We start from the raw sequence: 18,437 nt of genomic DNA, 5'->3' as shown, positions 1-18,437 counted from the left end.
CTTTAGCAAGGCAGTCATTTTGCTTCCTAACGTCAGCGATATTATACAGGTAGATTTCTTGTCAAAAACTTTCAGAAAACACCTACGTTTCAGTATAAAACTGAACTATTTTACTTTGTCATTCAGCCCGGCTTAGTTTGGCAATCCTTTTGCTTGCCTAACGCCAGCAATATTATACAGGTAGATTTCTTGTCAAAAACTTTCAGAAAATACCTATGTTTCAGTATAAAACTGAATTATTTTACTTTGCCATTTAGCCTGCTTTAGCAAGGCAATCAAATTTGCTTGCCTAACGTCAGCGATATTAGACAGGTAGATTTCTTGTCAAAAACTTTCAGAAAACACCTATGTTTTAGTATAAAACTGAACTATTTTACTTTGACATTTAGCCTGCTTTAGCAAGGCAATCATTTTGCTTGCCTAACGTCAGCGATATTATACTGGCATATTTCTTGTCAAAAACTTTCAGAAAATACCTATGTTTAAGTATAAAAGAGCTAATTGTTGCTTAACCATTTAGCCCAGCTATGTTTGACTATCTCTCTTTCTTGCTTAAAGCTGTCGCTTTCAACCAAACTTGGGCGAAGTTGTAATGCTAATTGATGTATTTCATTACGCATATCAATATAAGCGTTGGTAAGCGCTTGCGCTTCGGTTTCATCCATAATTTGATAATTGGCTGCTAATTCTAAAATACGTACGTTATCACTCCAATGGGTTATTTTAGGATATTGATTGGCATAATTTAGCACAAGATATTGTGATAAAAATTCAATATCGCCAATGCCACCTTCATCAATTTTTAAATTAAACCGATCCGCTTGGGTGGTGCCTAAATGTAGGCGCATTTTTTCACGCATCTGTCTGACGTCGGTTTTTAATTGGCTTTCATCCCGTGCTTTGCAAAGTACTCGGCGGCGAATTTGGTTAAATTGTTCAATTAGCTCAGCCTCACCATAAACTGCACGGGCTCGCACTAAGGCTTGATGTTCCCATGTCCATGCTTCATGCATTTGGTAATCTTCAAACGCCGTTAAACTACAGGATAATAAGCCGGCATCGCCTTGCGGACGCAAGCGTACATCAACTTCATATAAAATCCCAAAGCTGGTACGGACATTAAATAAATGGATAATACGTTGTACCAGTCTTAAATAGAATTGCCGACTATCTATCTGTTTTTCACCATTGGTAACACTACTGGCCGGGCAGTTATGTAAAAAGACCAAATCCAGATCGGAACCATAACCCAGCTCCCAGCCACCTAATTTACCGTAAGCTATCACCACTAAACCTTTTTGGTTGTCAGTGAGATAATCCGGCTTGCCATAACGGCTTTCCATTTGATTCCATGCCATTTGTACAACAAAATCCAGTAACGCTTCTGCCACATAAGTTAGGTGATCACTCACTTTCATGGTGGTTAATACATGCTGCACATCAGCAGCAGCAATATGCAGTAGTTGCATCTGTTTAAACTGACGTAAGGCTTCGAGTTGTTGCTCTTCATCATCAACCGCAATACGCAGTAAATATTGATACAGTTCACTTTTATAAGCATCAGGGGCGGCCGTTTGATACAGCGAATTGATATCAATCAGTTCATCTAACAAAATGGGATAATGGGCTAATTGGTCGCTGATCATTGGCGATGCGCTACATAAGCGGATCAATTGTTTCAGTGCGGTTGGATACTCAAGCAGTAGCTCCAGATAGGTGGTACGACTAACGATGTTTACCAGTAATGGAAAAATTCTTGCCAGTAAAATAAGTGGTTGTTGTTCATGACAAGTCAAAGCGAGTAATCGTGGCATTAGCTGATCTAAAATCTCACGCCCTCGCACGCCGATTGTTCGTTTGCCGATATCATCTCGAAATTGCAGCAACAATTGACATAGCTGCTGAGCATCTTGCTCGTTTAAGTCGGGTAATACGGCTTTGACATCAGTCAATTGTAAGTCCGGCACCCATAGATCATCAAACGGATCATTATCTTGTTTAGATTGGCTCGATTCTGGTGTATCTTCGCCAATTAATTCATTAAATATTTGTCGATTAAGTTGCATTCGTTTAGATAAATCATCGCTAAACGTTAGCCAGTTATCAAAGCCCATGCTGGTCGCCAGACGTAATTGATCGAGTTCGTTTTCAGGCAAGGTTTGGGTTTGTTCATCATTAATGGCTTGCAAAATGTTTTCACAGCGGCGTAAAAATAGGTAGTTTTCCCGCAATAAAATCACTTCCTCAACATCCAATAATCCTTCTTGTTCTATCACCTGTAAAGCGTGTAATAAGGAACGAGTCTGTAACCCCACTACTCGACCGCCTCGAATAAGTTGAAACACTTGTACGATAAACTCAATTTCTCGAATCCCGCCAGCGCCGAGTTTTATATTGTTTTTCAAACCTCGACGACGCACTTCTCGTTCAATCATGCTTTTCATATTTCGCAATGATTGTAATACGCTAAAATCAATATAACGACGATAAACAAAAGGTTTTAGCATTTGATAGAGTTCTAAGGTATAAGGATCTTGCTGATCACCTAAGACCTTAGCTTTCACCATGGCGTAACGTTCCCAGTCTCGCCCTTGTTCTTGATAATAATCTTCCATAGCGGAAAAACTGAGCACTAACGGGCCACCGTCACCAAGTGGGCGCAAACGCATATCAACCCGATAAACAAAGCCGTCTTCGGTGACGTGATCGAGCGCTTTGATTAGGCGTTGCCCTAAACGAGTAAAAAAAACCGCATTATCCAGCTCTCGTCGTCCACCTTGAGTATGACCGTGTTCGGGATAAGTAAATATAAGATCAATATCGGAGGAAAAATTCAGTTCACTCCCCCCTAATTTACCCATACCTAAAATTAGTAAAGGCTGCGCAATTCCCTGCCCATTACAAGGCGTACCCCATTCCTGACAGCTTAACTGGTAGAGCCAATTACGAGCCGTGATAATGATCACTTGAGCAAGTTCACTCAGTTGCAATAGTATTTGTTCATCGGTGCTGATCTTAGTCAATTGAGACCATTCAAGACGAGTCAGGATAAAACGACGAAAACATCTTAATGTTTTCATCAATTGCTCCTCATTGGTGACCGATGCTAATTGTTCATTCAGCCAAGTTTGATAAAATCGTCTTTCATCAGCTTGTGGGGGAGCGCTAATCAATTGCGATAACCAGCTAGGATATCGATTAAATGTATCAATCAGAAAATCACTCTGAATTAAAATATCAAGGCTTGCTTGTAAACAATCACGATCAATGTTTGACAAATTTGCCAGGACTTTCTGTTTTTGTTGATTAAATACTTTTTTCAATTCTGTCATGCTGGTCATTCCATTCGAATTAAGATTGTTTTTGAGGTTTTTGCCTGCCAAAAAATAACATTACGCCAACTCTTACCATAACGCAACTTAACAGCATTAATATCAAAAGATTAGCCGTAAACAGGGAGTTATGATGATGATCATAAAATTCAACCTCCTGATAAGAGCCTTGCTGAAGATGAAAGATCTTACTGACGAAAAATCCGGTTAAAACAGTTAATCCAAACATGAGCAGACCGTTTAATACGAATAGTAAAAATGAACTAGTAACGACTTTTAGCCACTGTAATTTTTCATTTACTTTTTGAAATAAACCACGTAAGCACAGATAGCCCAGTACATTACAAATCGTTAAAATCACTAAAAAAAGAAGTAATGAATATTGATGTAAATACCCATAAACACATAATGCTATAAAATAATAATTATACAATAAGATAAACAATACTAAATGCAGCTTTGGGCTGTTTTGACAGGCTATCGCAGTGTCAATAGGTGTCATATCGGGGTTAAAGAATCTAACCATAAGATAGAATATCAGTGGAATGCAAACCAAAATAATCACAGCGTTAGATAGTAATAGTGATAAAGATTGTAATAGCGGTAGCGGTGTCATTGAATTGCTAAAATAGACGTAGGAAATTAATTTAATAAAAACAGTGGTGATAAACATAATCAATCCACCTTGAAAGCTATTTTTTCTGGTAATTTGATGGATAGAATATTTATTTAATAAGATCAACGAGACAATAAAAATCATTATTGAAGCAGGAAGATAATCTATAAAAATAAATAATAGGAATCTAACTTTATAGATAAGGTCTTGAGACCAAAAAATTTCAAAGATTCCACGTTGTATCTCAGACACAAAAACCGCATCGATAATCCAAAAGCTAAAGCTAAATAGCCAGAAAAATAACACATACATCAAGGGCAATTTACAATAAGATACCTTCATTCCTACCTATCCTTATCAATTATTTTTTTATTTAAAGTTATGTTGTTATCGCTCAAGTCTAAAAAAGTAGGTGGAGCGAAAATTATTTAGCAAATTTTTTATTATTTGCCAATTAACCTCGTCCACCAGAGATAATTTGTTGTTTTAAATAGTTGTTAAATTAAAATGAATATCGATAACCTAGATTGATCTGTTTTTGATCAAACTTATTACCCACTGAGTAAACAGCATCACCATAAAGATGATGATTTTGATTTAACTGCATATTTACACCGATGCCGTTATCCCACCAGTTACCCCCAAAATCATATTTTTCTTTGGCGACATGATTAAAGGTATAAGCCGTTTCGCCGTCAAACTCTTTTAGGAATCCTGTTTTGATATAAATATCGATTGGGTTGTCATCAATCTGTGTTGAGTATCCTAAAATTGCACTGGTTCGACCGATCAGTGAGTTATAACGGCTTAATTTGGTCTTTAAGCCGTTGCTGGCTTTGATTGTTGCGCTATTTTGTTGTGAATAGGTAAGCTGCATTTGTGGTTCGATATACCATTGGTTTATATAAAAGCGTTTACCGATTTCGGCACCAATTGAAAAGCCTTTAGTATCACCGTCGCCTTTAACCGCATAACCACCACCTGTTTTCGTGTTAAATTTATGTGACATGTGCATATATTTGACTAATGCATCAAAATATAAACCATTGTGTGCTTGTAATGAGGTATATAACGCAACTGAATAGCTTTTGGTATGACCATCTCCGACATGATTATCAGTATTACCACGGGTAAATCCGCCCATAATACCGTAATAGATATCAAGATTATCATTATCCACTTTTCGATCGACGCCGAGTTGCAATCCATAATAGCGCATATCAAAATTAGATAAGCGATTATCATTAAATGAGCTTAATTTACCGGTGTAAATTCGACCCCAGACATCGCCACCGTCACCATTATTTGTACGTAGCTGCCCCATTCTTTGTAGTAATGTTTGCGTTTCGACATAATTCATTAAATAGTTTGAATTCAGGATATTGGCGGCATTTTTTGCGGTATTAGTCAAAGTTGGTTTTGTTTTATCTTTGCCGGTATCGTTATTATTGCCGTTGTTACCCTCGGTGTTGCCGTTATTACCGTCGGTGTTGCCGTTGTTACCGTCGGTGTTGCCGTTGTTACCGTCAGTGTTACCGTTGTTGCCGTCGGTGTTGCCGTTGTTGCCGTCGGTGTTACCGTTGTTACTGTCGTTGTTACCGTTGTTGCCGTCGGTGTTGCCGTTGTTGCCGTCGGTGTTGCCGTTACTGTCGTCGGTGTTGCCGTTGTTGTCGTCGGTGTTGCCGTTATTGTCGTCGGTGTTGCCGTTATTGTCGTCGGTGTTGCCGTTGTTGCCGTCGGTGTTGCCGTTGTTGTCGTCGGTGTTGCCGTTATTGTCGTCGGTGTTGCCGTTGTTGTTGTCATCGTCATCACTGTTATCGTCATTTACAACATTTGGATTGCTAATTGCCGACAATACCCAATCTTCAGAGGTTGTATCACGCTCACCGCTGACTTTGGTTAGGGTGTTAAATAAATAAGGCCCGATATCAAAAGAAGATGCCATAGCAAAATTGGCATTGCCGCCTTGGGTTTCAACTAAAGTTATTTTTTCGGTACCGTTTACCCGGTTGGCGCCAGTTTTATTGTCAATGAGGGCAATTTTATGATCGCCCCAAGCTTGCCTTACGCCAGTAATTTTAAGCAGATCGCCCGCAAGCGTTTGACCTATGCCAGTTCGCATTTCAAACAAACCTTCACCATCTAATGATTGAGCGATAAGCTCCATTTTATTGTGACTATCGAGCGTTAATGGCATGTTCGGGGTTGTGTAAGAATAACCAAAAGAGACTTTAGCTCCTTGATCTAAGGTTAAATGATCAAGATACGAATTATTGGTCATCTTCCACTGACTTTGATTACCCCTCAGGATAAGATTTATCTCGCCTTTATTATTGGCATATTGATTATTGTTATCCATTGAGGTTAATAAATACGATCCATCATAAAGAACGAAGTTTATAAGAGCATCACCCATGCGATCTTTCTTCGCATAAATATCGCCTTCAATAAGCGTTTGACCAGCGATATCAATTTCGCCCCCTAACGATTGAATTGCATTAAATTCTTGATTCGATTTACTCACAATTCGGTTTTTAACATCATCCGAAGTATAAATCTTTAAAGACCCATTAAGCTGTTGCATGTCAATAGGGATACCATTGGCAATCATTAAATCAACACCGTTGCCAAATTCCATAACATTATTTTCAAATGGATCAAGATTTACTGAGTTGATTGATTGTTGGTTAAACGCTATACCATGACTTTGTTGACCAGTCATATTGATTGACACATGATCTCTAAACCTTAAATAACTACGGACAGCGTTAGGATTATTGGATTTAAGCGAATAAATAGCATAGCTATTTTGTCCGGCTGAATTAATGTTAACTTTGTTATGAAAATCGCCTTCGGAGTGAGATTGATCGCTAGAGTTGTACATTCGGATACCAATAAAAGCGTTGCTATTTGAGCTGGTACTATCAATGTTAATTTTATTGTAGGATAGCACTCTACCCTCACTTGCAATATAAATACCGGTACCTGCACCTTGCGCGATATTTAGATCGGTATGAAAATAAAATCTTCCACCGTTTCGAACATTCACCCCGTTAAAGCTGTTGTAATTGCCATTAGAATGGCTTTGAATATCAAATGAATTATCACCATAAATAAAAATTGATTGGTCGTTGTTGGCTTCTAAGGCTTTACCACTATCTTTAATGATATGGGGCCCTGCTGCTGAAGAAGTATCAATATCAATGGAATCTTGTTCACGATCGGTTGAAATACCACTATTGAGATAATTTGTGATATTAGTGTGGTCGATTGAGAGTGCGTTAGCTGACAATGGAAATAGCGATAAAGCGGTGGACGACACACTAACGAGTAGTGTGATTTTATTTAATTTTAATTTCTTCATGTTTTTTCCTTACTATTCCATGGAGTTATTTAAATTTATTTACTAAGAAATGTAATTTAATGGCAAATCAATGGTAAAATAGCAAATGTTATTTTTACTGTCTATCAAATAATCAAACTTTATCTTGCTTTTATTTTTCATTAAGTTGCTTTGCCTAACTGCCAACCATTTCCCCTACTTAAAACAGGGAAATGTGGCCATAGCTTGATAAAAATGGAGGAGAAAGAGAATTGAGTAAGATGATAAATTTTTAAACAATCAATTTGCCTGGAATTTCAAAGCTTGTTTAACAAAATTATCGTTGAACAATCTGTAATAATTAACCACAACAGCAATACTATTTAACAACCCAAAAACGATAACAAACCACAATGGTGATTTCAAAAAAGTTATGTTTAAACTTATTCCTTATCTGTTTTAAATCACTCATTTTTAACTTCATTATCGATTTGTGCAATCAGCATAAGTTTGAGTGTTGTATTAATTTCACTAAAAGCAAAGGTTTTGATCGTATTTATCGCCGATAATGCCATTTGCCACTGTGTAAGTTCGGGATTGAATTTATCTGCTTTATTCATTAACTGATGATTAACTTGATCAAGTACCCGCTTATAAAAATCAAGATTATCAATTGATAACGCATACTCTTCGTTTTTTTGCCAATATTTGATGATATCAAGCAAGCTTGATTGTTGCGTTAATTCAAACTCCGTAGGTAATAGTTTTTGATTATTTAACAAACGATATCCCCGGGCAGCTTTACTTTGTGAAAATAAGTGTAAATGGAATCGGCTCAGTTCGTTGGCAAAGTTCAAAAGATCGTGTTTATTACCGTGTTTGATCTCTAACTCGACTTCTTGAATTGGTATAGTTTGACCATTAGAGGTGATTTCACCTTGATCTAAGGCAACTTCAATTTCGCTATTGGCAAACGAGATCAACCAGACTTGACGGGTAAAGTTGGTGGTAAAAAGTGGTTTTAAATTTTGTTGTAGCGTTGTAATGTCACACGCTTTAGGAAACACTTGCGCCGGAAAAAGAGACAAATCGAGTTGTGGTTGACTTAAATCAACATTGTATTCAGCACGCTCATGTAAACCGGCGATAGCGTGGCTATCACGCTTTAACGTCATTTCGTACTGTTTAGTCTGGTTGTTTTCCGTCGATCTTAGTCTTAATCCACAATGATGATTGCGCAAATAGTTATCGGCTGTATCATAATAGCTATTAGCCAAAGATAAGGTTGAAAATGTACGCTGCTTTTTCGATAAGCTCGAAAACTCAAGCTCATCACTACTCGCCCATTGATTTAAAAAGGCTTGAAGATTAGCAATATCTTCTTGATTAATTTGAAACTTTAATTCAATTTCATGGCTCATACAGATTTAATTTGTTAGTTAGTTAGTTAGTTAGTTTGCTATATCATATATCGATAAGACAAGAAAATACAAATGACAATACTTGCTAAAAGTTGCCAGCTTGATTAAGGTTTCAAATGATTTTGCCAGCATAAGCAATAATAGCTTTTTTAAAAAGCTATTATTTTACAAATGGATAACAATTATTTAATGCTTATGTAATAACTACTTAATCACACGAAACGGGTTGGCTGACTTTTTATCGGTTTGTGTTGCCGGGTTAGATGACTTTTCACGTTGCATTTCATATTGCGGTTCATCATGAAAACCCATACCCATGCCATTTTCACGAGTATAGATACTAACTAACGCTTCCATTGGAACAATGATATGTTCGGACACGCCTGAAAAACGGGCATTAAATTCAATCTGATCATTGTTTGCTAAATATTGCCCAACTGAATGGGGCGCGATATTCAACACGATCTGATTATTTTGAATAAATTGCTGTGGCACCTGTACCCCCGGAACGGTTGTGTTAACAAGAATATACGGGGTTAATTGATTATCTAAAATCCAATCATAAATAGCCCGAAAAAGATACGGGCGACGTGGCAACATTTGTTCATATTCCATAAAGGTTACCTTGTTGATTTCAATTGCAATTAAAAGGGTTGATTATGCCCTAATTTTCTTTTCGTCATCGGTTAACGAACTGACAAACGCAGGACGTTCAAAAATACGTGCCATATAGCTTAAATAATTCTTTTCAGCCACTTTAGGCAATTCAATGCCCATAACAGGTAAACGCCATAGTAGTGGTGCAAAATAGCAATCACATAAGGTAAAATCATCACTCATAAAATAGTCTTTTTCTTTAAACATGACCGAGATAGAAACAAGATCATCAAGTAAGTTTTTGCGAGCGACTTTTGCTGCATCACTATCCGGATCAGCAATAATGGTTTCATAGGCGCTGTACCACTCTCGTTTGATACGGTACATTGTCAAGCGAGAATTTGCACGCACAATTGGGTAAACAGGCATTAACGGTGGATGCGGGAATCGCTCATCAAGATACTCTAGGGCAATGTGAGGCTCAAACAACGTGAGATCACGATCGATTAAGGTTGGGATAGAGCTATATGGGTTAAGATCCAAAAGTTCTTGGGGTAAGTTGTCAGCTTTGACAAACTCAATCTCCGCAGTTACGCCTTTTTCCGCCAGCACAAAACGAATCTGATGGCCGTAAATATCAGTTGTATCACAAAATAATGTCATTACAGAACGTTTATTAACAGCAACAACCATGTTCACTCCAAATATTAAAATTAAATTTTAGTTTAGATAAGTTCTATTCTAGCAAATTGGATAACAAATTTGTTAAAAAAAATGAATTTTCTTATTAAGAATCGCCGAAATATGACGATTTTGACAAGAAGTTTCAGATTTTATAGGTGTTTAAGCAAAAAAAGTGATCAAGATTTAAGATTTTAGCGTTGTGATAAGATTTTTTGACGGGAAAATATCAGTAAAGTTATTTCACTATTTTTCAGCAAGCACGTTAAACATAAAAAAACCCGACCAATGCCGGGTTTTTGGTACAACTTGATAACGTTTTTGTAAAATACAATTAACGTTTGCTGAATTGTGGACGACGACGTGCTTTGCGTAGACCCACTTTTTTACGTTCTACTTGACGTGCATCACGAGTAACAAAGCCCGCTTGACGTAATGATGAACGTAAAGTTTCATCATATTCCATTAATGCACGAGTAATACCGTGACGAATCGCACCAGCTTGACCTGAAATACCGCCACCTTTAACAGTGATGTAAAGATCAAGTTTGTCAGTCATTTCAACTAACTCAAGTGGTTGCATCACAACCATACGAGCAGTATCACGACCAAAGTATTGCTCTAAAGAACGTTTGTTAATAACGATATTTCCACTACCTGGTTTAATAAACACACGAGCAGCAGAACTTTTGCGGCGACCTGTACCGTAATATTGATTATCAGCCATCTTTTATCCCCTTAAATATCTAATACTTGCGGTTGTTGTGCCGCATGATTGTGCTCACTACCAGCATAAACTTTTAGTTTACGGTACATTGCACGACCTAGAGGACCTTTCGGTAACATGCCTTTTACAGCGATTTCGATGACTTGTTCAGGATGACGTTCAATCATTTCTTTGAAAGTCGCTTCTTTAAGCCCACCGATGTAGCCAGTATGACGATAATAGATCTTATCAGTGCGTTTTTTGCCTGTTACAGCAACTTTCTCGGCATTGATAACGATAATATAATCACCTGTGTCAACATGTGGTGTATATTCTGCTTTGTGTTTACCACGCAAACGGCTTGCGATTTCAGTTGCTAAACGACCTAACGTTTTGCCTTCTGCATCCACAACATACCAGTCGCGTTTAACTGTTTCTGGTTTAGCTGAAAAAGTACTCATTCGTAATTATCCAATAATTTAATTAATCTCACGTTAATAAATCATATGATTTATTTACACTTTTTTGATTGCTGCTATTAATTAACTAACCCCTTCGAGTTGTTATACTAATTTTGACAACCGAAAACAGCGTTGGGAAGAACGCTGTCGTAACGTGGGTGGCGATATTATACAGAAATATATAAAAAGCGCTAGCGTTTATCATAAAAAATCGTAGCGAGAAAAAACAGTTACTGTTAAACTCTTTAAAAAACTCAATTAGCCAATATCAATATCTATGAAAAATCTAATCCAACTTACCGATAAAGAGTATATTAGCAAAGGCTTACACCGCAAATGTTATCATCATCCTGATGATGCCAATAAATGCATTAAAGTCAATTATAACGAAGGTGCGCAAGAAGAAACCAGCCGTGAGATAGCGTATTATAAACACCTTATCAAACGTCATATCGCGTGGGACGCATTGGCGCAGTATTATGGTGCGGTCAATACTAATCTTGGCGAAGGTCAAGTTTTTGAGTTGATTCGAGATCAAGACGGTAACACATCAACTACTCTTGAAAAATATCTTGCTGATGAGCAACTGACTTCGCAGTACTATTCAGCGCTGGTAACCGCTTTGAAAAAATTAAAAGCCGATTTATTGCGTGATCGCATTATTACCATGACCATTAAAAGCAAAAATATTTTGTTTCAACATCAATCTGCCGATCAAAACCGATTAGTCATAATTGATAATATCGGCAATTCAACCTTTATTCCCATTGCCAACTACATCGGTTTTTTTGCTAAAAGCAAAATTGAACGAACTTGGCAACGATTTTTAAAATCACTAATCAGAGAAAATACCCATAATCCTTTGATCACAAATCTGGTCAATGATGTGAATCACTCAGCTTAAGTTCTGCAATGGTACCTTGCTGGTTTGCTCTGTTTTTTAACGTAAATTGCCCATGATGTAATTTGGTTATACGGTTGACAATACTCAGACCAAGCCCGATACCATTATGTTTCCTGTCCATACGGAAAAACGCTTGTGTCAGTTTTTCCGTTTTTGACTCATCAATACCACTCCCCTCATCTTCTACTGTTATCACAATCATATCGGCTTGTTTAAAGCAACTTACCGTTATTTTGCTGTTTGCCGGGCTATAACGATAACTATTTTCCACTAAGTTGCGAATCAATAATCGAATCAAGGTTGCATCACCATTAAAAAATAGCTGATTATCTTGATAATACCACACTAGCTGTTGCTGTTTTTGCTCAGTCAATTCGGTCAGTTCATCAGAAAGTGGGATGATGATATCGTCATAAAAATTTATCTTCTGATATTGCCCAATAGTAAATTTTTGACTTGCCCGTGCCAGCATTAACAATTGTTCAACCGTATTGACCAGTCGATCTATCCGTTCAATTAATTCACGGCAATCAATCTTATTTTTGTTTTCTAAAAGTTCTAAATGCAAGCGAATGCCGGCTAATGGCGTGCGCATTTCATGAGCAACGTCCGCTGTGAACAAGCGTTCTTGTACCAATGTATTACTTAATCGGACAAAGAGTTTATTTAACACATTAGTGATTGATTTGATTTCCCGCATGTTACTAATTTGGCTAATGGGTTTAAGATTATCTTCTGTGCGTTGGTTTAAATCTTGTTCAAGTATTTCAAGCGGTTTTGTGATCCATTTGATTGCTTTATAGGCCAAAAATAACGTGACTAACATCATCGAAAACGCTGAGCAAAATAAGGCAAAAATGGCTTCTAGCTCTTCGTGCTCAACAACTTCATCAATCTTATTTTGACTTAACGTTAAATTGACAAGGACATCGATTTGCTCTTTACTTTCATGCCATAACCATAATACCGTGATAATTTGACATATCAGCATAATTGCGCCCAGCGTGAAAAAGAGATTCCAACGGATACTATGGCGAATGTTACTGAGGGATTGACGAATCATATCTGATTTTATCCATAAAGCGAGAAAACTGATTATTGACTATCATCGAGTTGATAACCATAACCACGAACAGTCCGAATGGTTTTTCGGCCTAGTTTAGTCCGTAAACCGTGAATATACACCTCTAGCACATTGGAGCTAGGGTCACTTTGCCAATCATATAAATCATTTTGTAACAGATCACGATGAACCTTTTCGCCCGCTTTAAGCATCAAACGGGATAAAACAATAAACTCTTTGGGCGTAAGGGTCACTTCTTTATCATCCAATGTCACTTTTTGTTGCTTGATATCAATAGTAATTGCACCATAAGTTATTACATTATCAGCCGTTCCTTGATTTCGGCGGATTAATGCACGCACTCTGGCAAGGAGTTCGGTCAATGCAAAGGGTTTAATTAAATAATCATCCGCTCCTTGATCTAAACCTTCGACGCGATCTTCAATCGTATCACGAGCGGTTAATATGAGCACAGGAATATCAATATGATTTTTACGCCAGCGCATCAACAGCTCTAAACCGTCGCAATCGGGTAACCCTAAATCTAAAATGATCAAGCTAAATTGAGAAAATTGGATAAGATCTTCCGCCTGCTTGCCATTTGATGCCACTTCACATACATAACCATTAGAGGTAATACCGTCATAAAGCCCTTTTTGTAATAGACTATCATCTTCTACAATCAGTATTTTCATTAGGAATCACCCCAGTTATCGATATTAGAATCATGAGCATATTTTGACATTTATTATATGCTTTGCTGCACATATACCAAATCATTATTGTTAGTTGCCATAAACGTTTTATTATTATCTATTGAGTCAGCTATCGGGATTTATTCGCACGCAACGACCAAATCTTATTGATGATGTATGCCGATATCAAACTCAATAAAAATCCGGTTACGATATCGATTGGCCAATGAATTCCAAGATAAATACGGCTCCAACAAACCAGCAAGGCAACGATTGTACAAAAGTAAAGCAAGGTTTTTAATTGGGATTGATAGTTGAAATATATAGTGCAACAAATTCCCCACACAAATACTGCATGCTGACTAGGAAATGAGCTGGTTTTATCATGATATAAATAATTCGTACCAATATCCAGTGCAAACGGGCGGGGTGAATAGATCAGATGTCGAATTAAAAATGTGATGCTAAGTGCTACGATTAAAGTGACAACAATCTTAATAATCAACAAGCGATAATTTTTATTAATTGCGCCACCGATAATGAGCACAATAATCGGTAGAAAGGCCAGATAGTTGGCACAAAAGATAGCAAAAGAGATAAACAGCTTCGATGCATGATCAGAAGCATTGATTAACAAAAAAAGTTGAGTATTTAAATCGCGCCACATACCGCATCCACTTGAATTATTGATTACTTTTGAATAATTTAATCGTTAAATCTTAAAAAAACCTTAATAAATCATCAAGCCAATAACCATATTAAGCAATTTGTATGGCGTAATGATGCGATAAAATCGTTTAAGCAAAGGAGCAAACAGCAAGTGTCGATGTATCGTTATCAATGCGTAATTGTCGATATCGCATTTGTTATTAACGTAGTTGTTAATATCGTAGTTGTTGATAGATAGTTTAAGCTTAGTCACCCTATTTTTTAATTTTTCTGATTAAATCGTTTTTGCGTCAATCGTGAAACAGAAATATCGAGTGATGCGCAAATCACAAAATAGACCAAAATGACAAATAAAAAGATTTCGGTTGGGTAAACCATACTGCGGTTGTTAATCTGCGTAGCAATAAAGGTAAATTCAGCAACACCAACAATATAAGCTAACGAGGTGTCTTTGATTAATGATACCCATTGATTGACAAAAGAAGGCAACATCATTTTCAACGCTTGAGGTAAAATAATATAGCCAATCACCTGTCGTTTTGTCAGCCCAAGCGAGTAAGCTGCTTGCCACTGCTCGTTAGCTATCGCCACCATGCCAGCATGCACAGAGTGCCCAATATAAGCAGCGCCGATGAAAGTTAAGGCCGAGATCACTGTTGCAATTGCCGGTACATCAATATTTAACAAAACCGGCAAAAGAAAATAAGTCCAAAAAATCAGCATAATGACCGGAATAGCTCGTAAAAAACCAAGTAAAATGATGAGTAATTGACGAGCTATGCCGTTAAGAATGGTCAGACCGATACCGGCGAGTATGCCTAATAGCGTTGAGAAGATTATCGCAATAACGCTCATCACTAGCGTTAAAAATATACCACCGGGAAAGTTACCCCACATAAGATAAGGTAAATTATCCCAAATAACCGTTAATCCTTTAAGTTCCATTATTTTCTAAACCTTACTGGTTGATAATCTTGTTGCTTGATAAATATTGCCAAGTGTACCAACTATCACAATGGCTAAAATATATAACAATGTTGCTATAGCAAAATCTTGAAATGTTTTTAGTGATTCTGTTTCAATCTGCCGTGATACATAAGAAAGCTCAAGCACCCCGATAGCCATGGTTAATGATGAATTTTTGATGATATTCATATATTGACCAATTAAGGGCGAAAAGGCGATACGAAAGCTTTGCGGTAATATGATAAATCGCATACTTTGCCACCAACTTAACCCCAATGCTAAAGAGGCTTGCTGTTGACCCTTTGCCACGCCTGAAATCCCAGCCTGAAACTCTTTGGCAATAAAAGCGCTTGAATAAAAAGTTAACGCTATTAAACCGATGATAAATTCAAAAGAAGGCATTTTTAACGTGAAAAAATAGCAAGAGATTTGTGGTTCATCTAATAGCGCCATTTTCAATTCAGCCGGCAACAAGTTGCCTACGCCAAAATACCAAAAAAACAGTTGAGGCAATAATGGCGAATAACGAAAAATAGCGTTATATCCCCCTATTACCCCTTTAATCAATTTAAAGTGGCTTTGCTCTGCAATAGCTAATAAAAAACCTAAAAGCGTTGATAAAATAATGGTGAGAAATGAAATCGCTAAGGTGACTAAAAAAGCATCCCATAACCACCATAAATATCGAGGCTCAAGTAGTTGCTCAAACATGGTTACTGACCGTTACCTATTTTAAAATCACCACGTGGCATGGCCGATTTAGTTTCTGGTCCAAACCAACGATTATAAATAGTGACAGCCTCGCCGTCTTTTTCAAGATTTAATAAAATTTGATTCACTTTATCTTTTAAACGTGTTTCACCTTTTGGAATGCCGACGGCTTGATACTCTTGAGTGATACTAAATGGTGAAATTTCAAATTCTGCACGTTGATCTTCCGGCACATTAGCCAATAAACCAATTAATTTAGCATCATCTTGAGTAATAGCGTTAACTAGCCCATTACGTAAGGCAGCAAAGGCAAAAGGCGTATCGTCATACGAAATCACTTTAGCAGTAGGATACTTTTCGCGTAGGGTAATTTCCATTACCGTCCCTTTATCTGCGCCAATACGAAGATTGTTAAGATCATCTGCCGTTTTTAACACGCCTTTTTTAGCAACAAATTTTTGTCCGGTTGCAAAGTAAGGCACACTAAAATCGACCGCTTTGGCACGCTCCTCAGTCACTGTAAAATTAGCCACAATTAAATCGGCTTTTTGTGAAGTTAATAAAGGTATACGATTGGCTGGATTAGTGGGAACTAACTCAACTTTTACATTTAAAGCTTTACCGATTTCATTAGCATAATCAACATCAAGCCCGACAATTTGATTAGTCTTTTCATCGATATAGCCAAACGGCGGATTACTATCAAATACCGCTATTTTGATCTGTCCGCGTTTTTCAATATCATCTAAGCGATCGGCATAGGCCGAACTTGCAACAAATAATGAGCTGATTAAGGCAACCGCCGTCAGTGATTTAGTTAAAAATTTCATTGTTATTATCCCCCATTGGACTTTGTATAGGGTTTCAGTCTATCAATAAAGTATTCAGGTTAATAAATAACAATTATTTAGGTGCTTATAACTTAAAGTTATATTTAAAATGACCCATAACTTATAAATAGTACACGATTGTACTATTAGCAATAAAATAACTCGGGTTTTAGCATTTAAAACCTGTACACATCATAGTATCAAGCTGAGTGTCTTTGCACTTTTGTGCCGGCTGGATTGTGAAAAGGTACCAATCGAAAAATAATAAAAGGCAAATACGTTGTAAAATAGATAGTAAGCTAAAAATCATCTGAATTGATAAAAGTTCTCTCTGTACACTCACCACTGACCGATTTGATATTCAAAAAAGTAAATATGGTTATTGAGATCAAAATTCTTTGCCAACTACAAGATTTAAAAGAAACTATTGAGTTAATTTAAATTAATAAACAAATATGATATTGATTGAAAATTAGACTGAATTCAACAATAATGAAGAAAAACCAATAAAATTAAATAAAAGGAATAAGAAACATGAATAGCACAAATGACGAGTTTGAATATTATATTATTGATCGAGCAGGTGATAAAGCCTATCCTTTAATCGGTCCACAAGATGATTCCAGGCATACTATGATGTATCCCAGAACAAGAGAAAGAATTGAAAATCCCGAATTGACTCATTTTAAATTTTGTGCCCCTATTCCTAGAAAACCGGTAATTGGCGATTATTTTGCAGAACCAAGTAGCATTGTTTCAAAAAAGATAGCCGATGCCTTAGATGCTATGCATATTGAGGGAATTCAGCTTATACCAGCCGAAATCGAGACCAATACTGGAGACATTTTAAAAGATTATTTTTATATACATATCTATAATTATCTAAAAGCTGTCGATAGAGAAAAATCTAAATGTAAAGTAGATCGTACAGATCCTAATTTGTTAAGCTGGATCGATCGGTTTGAATTAGACAAAGAAATTTTAGCTAAAATACCTTTAGAAAAAAGACTGATTTTTAAATTATTTGAGTTCTGTACTATACACTTATATCATAAATCAATTGTCAATGCCATTATGTCAGTTAAACCTCAAGGCGTTTCATTTACAAAAGTGGAAGATTGGTCTTTCTAATTTTCGAGAAGATTTGAAGATATTAATCCAACTGAAACAACGAGGATAAAAATATCCGAGAGTTAATTTTATATGAATGATGAAATTTAGTTAAAAATAAACTTCATTCCCACTACAAAAAGAGCAGGATAAATTCTTGCTCTTTGCTCAAGAAAATACTTCAAATTATCCTAAGCCTAACTTACAACCAATAATGCCCCCTATAAATACATTTATACCGAACAGATTACCTATTTCTTTTTTATATAAAAACACTTATCGTTTTTAAATAGACTATTTATTAGCCATATGTTAATATTTCAAAAAAGGATTTTTATTAGATTTTGATTTTA

The 18,437-nt window shown here is 36.6% G+C and carries 16 protein-coding genes; 2 read left to right on the top strand and 14 right to left on the bottom strand.

Features of this window, described 5'->3' with window-relative positions; genetic code table 11:
• Positions 1 to 497 precede the first annotated feature (497 nt).
• The 8 genes from glnE to rplM form a co-directional block, all read right to left on the bottom strand.
• Complete coding sequence (gene glnE, locus J3U42_RS09145) at positions 498 to 3,332, bottom strand: bifunctional [glutamate--ammonia ligase]-adenylyl-L-tyrosine phosphorylase/[glutamate--ammonia-ligase] adenylyltransferase (RefSeq protein WP_267336273.1); 2,835 nt, start codon at positions 3,330 to 3,332, stop codon at positions 498 to 500.
• Positions 3,333 to 3,351: 19 nt separating this feature from the next.
• On the bottom strand, positions 3,352 to 4,290 hold the full coding sequence (locus tag J3U42_RS09140) for a hypothetical protein (RefSeq protein ID WP_267336272.1): 939 nt from the start codon (positions 4,288 to 4,290) through the stop codon (positions 3,352 to 3,354).
• 160 nt (positions 4,291 to 4,450) lie between these two features.
• Positions 4,451 to 7,312 carry an autotransporter outer membrane beta-barrel domain-containing protein gene (locus tag J3U42_RS09135; protein WP_267336271.1) on the bottom strand — a complete coding sequence of 954 codons (2,862 nt, stop codon included), beginning with the start codon at positions 7,310 to 7,312 and terminating at the stop codon, positions 4,451 to 4,453.
• A gap of 422 nt (positions 7,313 to 7,734) precedes the next feature.
• Positions 7,735 to 8,691 carry an inorganic triphosphatase gene (locus J3U42_RS09130; protein ID WP_267336270.1) on the bottom strand — a complete coding sequence of 319 codons (957 nt, stop codon included), beginning with the start codon at positions 8,689 to 8,691 and terminating at the stop codon, positions 7,735 to 7,737.
• A gap of 204 nt (positions 8,692 to 8,895) precedes the next feature.
• The gene (locus J3U42_RS09125) at positions 8,896 to 9,306 is read right to left on the bottom strand and encodes a ClpXP protease specificity-enhancing factor (protein ID WP_267336269.1); all 411 of its coding nucleotides are present in this window, start codon (positions 9,304 to 9,306) and stop codon (positions 8,896 to 8,898) included.
• 42 nt (positions 9,307 to 9,348) lie between these two features.
• A complete protein-coding gene (locus J3U42_RS09120; protein ID WP_220217638.1) occupies positions 9,349 to 9,981 on the bottom strand; it encodes a glutathione S-transferase N-terminal domain-containing protein in 633 nt (210 codons plus the stop codon).
• 322 nt (positions 9,982 to 10,303) lie between these two features.
• Positions 10,304 to 10,696 (bottom strand): 30S ribosomal protein S9, encoded by a 393-nt coding sequence (gene rpsI, locus J3U42_RS09115; RefSeq protein ID WP_034901366.1) that lies wholly within the window; start codon positions 10,694 to 10,696, stop codon positions 10,304 to 10,306.
• 11 nt (positions 10,697 to 10,707) lie between these two features.
• Entirely contained in the window at positions 10,708 to 11,136 is a 429-nt protein-coding gene (gene rplM, locus J3U42_RS09110) for a 50S ribosomal protein L13 (protein ID WP_220217639.1), read from the bottom strand.
• Positions 11,137 to 11,413: 277 nt separating this feature from the next.
• Here rplM and J3U42_RS09105 point away from each other — a divergent pair, with 277 nt between their 5' ends.
• The gene (locus tag J3U42_RS09105) at positions 11,414 to 12,040 is read left to right on the top strand and encodes a YrbL family protein (RefSeq protein WP_267329231.1); all 627 of its coding nucleotides are present in this window, start codon (positions 11,414 to 11,416) and stop codon (positions 12,038 to 12,040) included.
• On the opposite strand, the gene pmrB is transcribed toward J3U42_RS09105, so the two are convergent.
• From pmrB to J3U42_RS09075, 6 genes are all read right to left on the bottom strand, one after another.
• On the bottom strand, positions 12,015 to 13,103 hold the full coding sequence (gene pmrB / locus J3U42_RS09100) for a two-component system sensor histidine kinase PmrB (protein WP_267336268.1): 1,089 nt from the start codon (positions 13,101 to 13,103) through the stop codon (positions 12,015 to 12,017). The two genes, J3U42_RS09105 and pmrB, sit on opposite strands and share 26 nt — an antisense overlap.
• Before the next feature lie 32 nt (positions 13,104 to 13,135).
• The gene (gene pmrA / locus J3U42_RS09095; RefSeq protein ID WP_267329229.1) at positions 13,136 to 13,798 is read right to left on the bottom strand and encodes a two-component system response regulator PmrA; all 663 of its coding nucleotides are present in this window, start codon (positions 13,796 to 13,798) and stop codon (positions 13,136 to 13,138) included.
• 130 nt (positions 13,799 to 13,928) lie between these two features.
• Positions 13,929 to 14,465 (bottom strand): phosphatase PAP2 family protein, encoded by a 537-nt coding sequence (locus J3U42_RS09090; protein WP_267336267.1) that lies wholly within the window; start codon positions 14,463 to 14,465, stop codon positions 13,929 to 13,931.
• Between the two features lie 263 nt (positions 14,466 to 14,728).
• Positions 14,729 to 15,412 carry an amino acid ABC transporter permease gene (locus tag J3U42_RS09085; RefSeq protein ID WP_267336266.1) on the bottom strand — a complete coding sequence of 228 codons (684 nt, stop codon included), beginning with the start codon at positions 15,410 to 15,412 and terminating at the stop codon, positions 14,729 to 14,731.
• Positions 15,413 to 15,418: 6 nt separating this feature from the next.
• Positions 15,419 to 16,144 carry an amino acid ABC transporter permease gene (locus J3U42_RS09080; RefSeq protein ID WP_267336265.1) on the bottom strand — a complete coding sequence of 242 codons (726 nt, stop codon included), beginning with the start codon at positions 16,142 to 16,144 and terminating at the stop codon, positions 15,419 to 15,421.
• Between the two features lie 2 nt (positions 16,145 to 16,146).
• Positions 16,147 to 16,974: an ABC transporter substrate-binding protein gene (locus J3U42_RS09075; RefSeq protein WP_267336264.1), complete on the bottom strand. Its 828-nt coding sequence runs from the start codon at positions 16,972 to 16,974 to the stop codon at positions 16,147 to 16,149.
• 534 nt (positions 16,975 to 17,508) lie between these two features.
• Here J3U42_RS09075 and J3U42_RS09070 point away from each other — a divergent pair.
• A complete protein-coding gene (locus J3U42_RS09070; RefSeq protein WP_267336263.1) occupies positions 17,509 to 18,105 on the top strand; it encodes an imm11 family protein in 597 nt (198 codons plus the stop codon).
• Positions 18,106 to 18,437: the final 332 nt, after the last annotated feature.

This window comes from Gilliamella sp. B2923 (assembly GCF_026536565.1).
Taxonomy (GTDB): domain Bacteria; phylum Pseudomonadota; class Gammaproteobacteria; order Enterobacterales; family Orbaceae; genus Gilliamella.
The sequence above is the reverse complement of the archived record's forward strand: the minus strand, read 5'-3'. Positions and strand labels throughout refer to the sequence as shown.

Bases quoted from the DNA above. Each gene is read 5' to 3' on its own strand.
- rpsI (WP_034901366.1), bottom strand. From the start codon at position 10,696: ATGGCTGATAATCAATATTACGGTACAGGTCGCCGCAAAAGTTCTGCT.
- J3U42_RS09090 (WP_267336267.1), bottom strand. From the start codon at position 14,465: ATGTGGCGCGATTTAAATACTCAACTTTTTTTGTTAATCAATGCTTCT.
- rplM (WP_220217639.1), bottom strand. From the start codon at position 11,136: ATGAGTACTTTTTCAGCTAAACCAGAAACAGTTAAACGCGACTGGTAT.
- J3U42_RS09120 (WP_220217638.1), bottom strand. From the start codon at position 9,981: ATGGTTGTTGCTGTTAATAAACGTTCTGTAATGACATTATTTTGTGAT.
- J3U42_RS09105 (WP_267329231.1), top strand. From the start codon at position 11,414: ATGAAAAATCTAATCCAACTTACCGATAAAGAGTATATTAGCAAAGGC.
- J3U42_RS09140 (WP_267336272.1), bottom strand. From the start codon at position 4,290: ATGAAGGTATCTTATTGTAAATTGCCCTTGATGTATGTGTTATTTTTC.
- J3U42_RS09075 (WP_267336264.1), bottom strand. From the start codon at position 16,974: ATGAAATTTTTAACTAAATCACTGACGGCGGTTGCCTTAATCAGCTCA.
- J3U42_RS09080 (WP_267336265.1), bottom strand. From the start codon at position 16,144: ATGTTTGAGCAACTACTTGAGCCTCGATATTTATGGTGGTTATGGGAT.
- J3U42_RS09070 (WP_267336263.1), top strand. From the start codon at position 17,509: ATGAATAGCACAAATGACGAGTTTGAATATTATATTATTGATCGAGCA.
- J3U42_RS09085 (WP_267336266.1), bottom strand. From the start codon at position 15,412: ATGGAACTTAAAGGATTAACGGTTATTTGGGATAATTTACCTTATCTT.
- pmrA (WP_267329229.1), bottom strand. From the start codon at position 13,798: ATGAAAATACTGATTGTAGAAGATGATAGTCTATTACAAAAAGGGCTT.
- J3U42_RS09135 (WP_267336271.1), bottom strand. From the start codon at position 7,312: ATGAAGAAATTAAAATTAAATAAAATCACACTACTCGTTAGTGTGTCG.
- J3U42_RS09130 (WP_267336270.1), bottom strand. From the start codon at position 8,691: ATGAGCCATGAAATTGAATTAAAGTTTCAAATTAATCAAGAAGATATT.
- J3U42_RS09125 (WP_267336269.1), bottom strand. From the start codon at position 9,306: ATGGAATATGAACAAATGTTGCCACGTCGCCCGTATCTTTTTCGGGCT.
- glnE (WP_267336273.1), bottom strand. From the start codon at position 3,332: ATGACAGAATTGAAAAAAGTATTTAATCAACAAAAACAGAAAGTCCTG.
- pmrB (WP_267336268.1), bottom strand. From the start codon at position 13,103: ATGATTCGTCAATCCCTCAGTAACATTCGCCATAGTATCCGTTGGAAT.